3 protein-coding genes and 1 pseudogene are annotated in these 3819 nt (G+C 37.3%); all 4 read left to right on the top strand.

Translation table 11 applies throughout. The features are described from left to right. Positions 1-496: pseudogene (locus tag NJ959_RS15925) on the top strand (hypothetical protein); the annotation flags it as partial. Between the two features lie 38 nt (positions 497-534). Next, positions 535-1242 (top strand): hypothetical protein, encoded by a 708-nt coding sequence (locus NJ959_RS15920; protein ID WP_254012722.1) that lies wholly within the window; start codon positions 535-537, stop codon positions 1240-1242. Positions 1243-1326: 84 nt separating this feature from the next. Then, a complete protein-coding gene (locus NJ959_RS15915) occupies positions 1327-2178 on the top strand; it encodes a hypothetical protein (protein ID WP_254012721.1) in 852 nt (283 codons plus the stop codon). Positions 2179-2217: 39 nt separating this feature from the next. After that, the gene (locus NJ959_RS15910) at positions 2218-3711 is read left to right on the top strand and encodes a hypothetical protein (protein ID WP_254012720.1); all 1494 of its coding nucleotides are present in this window, start codon (positions 2218-2220) and stop codon (positions 3709-3711) included. The last annotated feature ends 108 nt before the right edge of the window (positions 3712-3819 follow it).

The following is a 3819-nucleotide window of genomic DNA, read 5'->3' as shown; positions in this document are numbered from 1 at the left end:
TAAACCAGAAGATAAACCAGAAGATAAACCAGAAGATAAACCAGAAGATAAACCATCTACCCAAAACTCAACTGATCCGAAAGGTAAGGGTAATGGCTTACTTAAAGAATTGCGCGATCGTGTTCGGAGAGACTTATTATCAAGTGGAACTAATACTGAATCCGCTGTCGATCAAACTCTTGATAGTTTATTCCTTGATGAAGTAAATGATCCTACTTCCTTTTTTGATGGAAAAAAATTAAAAGCAGGAACTATTGGTTCCCTGGGAATTTCTCAAAACAGTCCGGGTAATGCTTACCGTGGATATATTGAACCCATCTTAAAGGTTGAACTAGACTTTGAACTCGAGCAAATCAGTGAGGGATATGGTGAAGCAAATTTATACAAAGCACACAATGCTGAGGGAGTTGAATTTTATCTGAGTTTAGTTGGAATTGGCGCTCCTAGCCATACTCAAACTTTCGTAGTAATTTGGGAAAAAGATCCGAGAATTTGATTGCAATGAAATTGACCTATTCCCGCAGACAAAAACTTATGAGACAATTTAATTACTTCAAAAAAATATCTAAATATGGGAACAACTTCTTTAGCTTAATGTTTGTTATTCCCTTGGCACTCCACAATACAGTGTTAATGACACCTACAGACTATCATGGCAAGACAACTGAGTCGTTTCAGGAAAATACTAGAAAAACTAAAATTGAACCTTTAGTGTTTCCCTTAGCTCAAGTAAATCTTGTTAAATCTCTAGAGGAGAACAAGAAAAATCAATCACCAGAAAATAAAAATGAAGAAACTATAGCTAAACAAAATCCAACTAAGCCGACAGTTTTGGGAAATGACTTACTCAAAGAATTGCGAAATAAGGTTCGGAGAGACTTGTTAGCAAGTGGAACTAATAGTGAAGCTGTTGTCGATCAAACTCTTAATAGTTTACCCATTGAAGAACTAAGTAATTCCGCCTTCTTTTTTAATAGAGGAAAGTTAAAAGCAGGAACTATTGGTTCTCTGGCAATTTCCCAAAACAGTATTGCTAGGACTTATAGTCAATATCTTGAACCCATTCTAACCGTTGAACTAGGATTTAAGATCGAGAGAATCAAAGGGGGATATGGTGGAGAAAATCTATACAAAATACGAAATGATGAAGGAGTTGAATTTTATCTGAGTTTGATTGGGTTTGGTTCTTTTAATAGTCAAACTTTCGTAGTACTTTGGGAAAAAGATCCTAGAAGTTTATAACAGTTAGGATTTACGCAGTTACATCAATGATGGTGCGTTAGCAAAGCTAACACACCCTACATATATAGAGAATGGACAACACTTATGACACAATTTAATTCCTCCAAAAATTCATCTCAATCTGGAAAAAACTTATTTGGCTTAATGTTCATTATTGCCTTAGCACTCCATGCTGGAGTATTAATGATACCGACAGGGGATGGTGGCAAGACATCTGAGTCTGCTGAGAAAGAAGATAAAAAGAGTACAGTTGAACCCTCAGCATCACCCCAAGCAAATCCTGCAAAATCTCCTGAATCGTCGGCTAAGGAAGATACTAAAAAAAGTAAGGTTGAAGCAGATAGTAAAAAAGCTGAAGTGGCAACAGATACTGAAAAAACTGAAGCCAAACCTCCTGTGTCTCCCTCAGCCGAAGCAGATTCAGACGAAATTCCAGAAGACAACAGTAAAAGTGATGCAACGGAAAGCGACGATAAGGAAACTCCAGCCAATAAGACTACAACCGAGTCTACAACTTCTGATAATACTGTAGTCAAAGACTTGCGGGATCGCATTCGGACAAAATTATTAGCCAGTGAAAATAGCGATTCAGTGGTTGTCGATAAATTTATTAACAATTTACCAGTTGCCGAAGTAGCTAAAGATAATGTACCCTACTTTTTTGAGGGAGAAGCGTTAAAGGAGGGAATTCGTGGTTCAGTAGGAATAGCCGAAACAGATGTTAAAATCGCTTACGCTCAATATATTGAACCCATCTTAAACAAGCAACTGGGATTCGAGATAGAAGAAATAAGTGATGGATATGGTGGAGAAAAGTTATATAAAGCACAAGATGCCAAAGGAGTTGAATTATATCTGAGTTTGGTTGGAGTTGGCACTCCTAACCCGACTCAAACTTTTGTGGTAATTTGGGAAAAAGATCCCACAATTCAATAATATTTAAGTTGACTTATTTCATCGGACTAGATAACACTTATGACACAATTAAATTCCTTCAACAAATCATCTGGATCTGGAAAAAACTTCTTTGGTGCAATGTTAGTCGTTGCACTAGCACTCCACGCCGCAGTTTTGGTAATTCCGACAGGTGCTAATTCCAAAAGTTCTGAGAATTCTGAAGCAGCAGAAAAAAAATCGCAAGTTGAACCCTCTCCATCTCCCTCACCAAAGGTAACTCCTAAAGAATCTGATTCCGATGGTGATAAAACTGCATCAAAACCAATTCTAAAAAAATCGATTCCTGCCACTCCCCGGAAATCTCTTCCTCAATTAGCAAGAAAGACAACACCATCTAGTACCCCTAGAAAGACTACCCCGAAAACCAGTAAGCCAACTCCTTCCCAAACAACAACTACTCGCCAAAAAGCATCAACAGCTTCTACTTCAAGGGCTTCTACTTCAAGGGCTTCTACTTCAAGGGCTTCTACTTCAACAGCTTCTACTTCAACATCAAAGAGTAGGGTAACTACTCAATCCTCATCCACGTCAACACAGACACAAAATATATCAAGTAATTCAACCAACTCAAATTCATCAACACAAAAAAAACCTAATCCATCAACACCAACAAAACCTAATCCATCAACACCAACAAAACCCTCACTGCCACCACAACCAACTGTTTCTACTACTCTAAATAATTTCTCTAAAGGATTCCCTTTCTACTTTGGATCTTTATTAACATCTGGTGGGATAATCAAGACAGAATTTGATAACCAACAGAAGCCTGCTTATATCTATCATACAACCGATGAATTAGATAAAGTTGCTACCGAGTTCAAAAAAGAACTAGAAGCCAAAGGCTTTACAATCAAAGAAGAGACAAAGGAATCCAATTTTCAAGTCTATCGGGCAACTAAGGATGGCAAAGATCAGTTTATTCACTTTGTCAATAAAGACAAAAAAACGGCTATATTTATGGATGACAACATCTATAAGTTAGATGAGATTGAGAATAAATCACCCGAGAATAAACCGTCTATCGTAGTAGATTTTTATGAGGCTTTCAAGAAAAATATAAGGAATAACTCAGACTTGCAACTGGAGAAGATCAAAACTTCTGACATCGATTTACTGCGCAAAAATGAAGCATTAAAAAACCTCAGCAAAACAACAGAAGAGGTAGAAATAGAGCAGCTACTTTTAGATAGACTGCAAGTGACAACTTCACTCACTAAACCTCTGGATCTTAAACAAACTGCTGAGACGATAACCACGGAACTTAATAAAGGAGACAAGCCATTTACATTTACTAAAGTGGATGGTTATGGTGGCGATAATCTGGCTCTTTATGAAGTTAAGCAGGGAGAGTTGAAGATTTATATGATTTTGACATCTATCCCTGAAATTGAAAAAGTATCGACTCAAGCTGATAAAGTAGAAAGTCAACCAGATAAATTACCGAGAACAGCTATTCTCTTTACCAAAAAAGATCCTCGCCAGTGGATACACCAATTTTTAGGTATGTGATGTACAGAGAAACCCGGTTTCTGGGATGTGCTTCGATAATTATGTTAGTAATAGGCACTTAAGTGCCTACTACTAACAATCTGTAATGGGCACTTAAGTGCCTACTAC

This window comes from Limnofasciculus baicalensis BBK-W-15 (genome assembly GCF_024178385.1).
Classification (GTDB): domain Bacteria; phylum Cyanobacteriota; class Cyanobacteriia; order Cyanobacteriales; family Coleofasciculaceae; genus Limnofasciculus; species Limnofasciculus baicalensis.
This window is presented reverse-complemented; position numbering and strand designations above follow the sequence as displayed.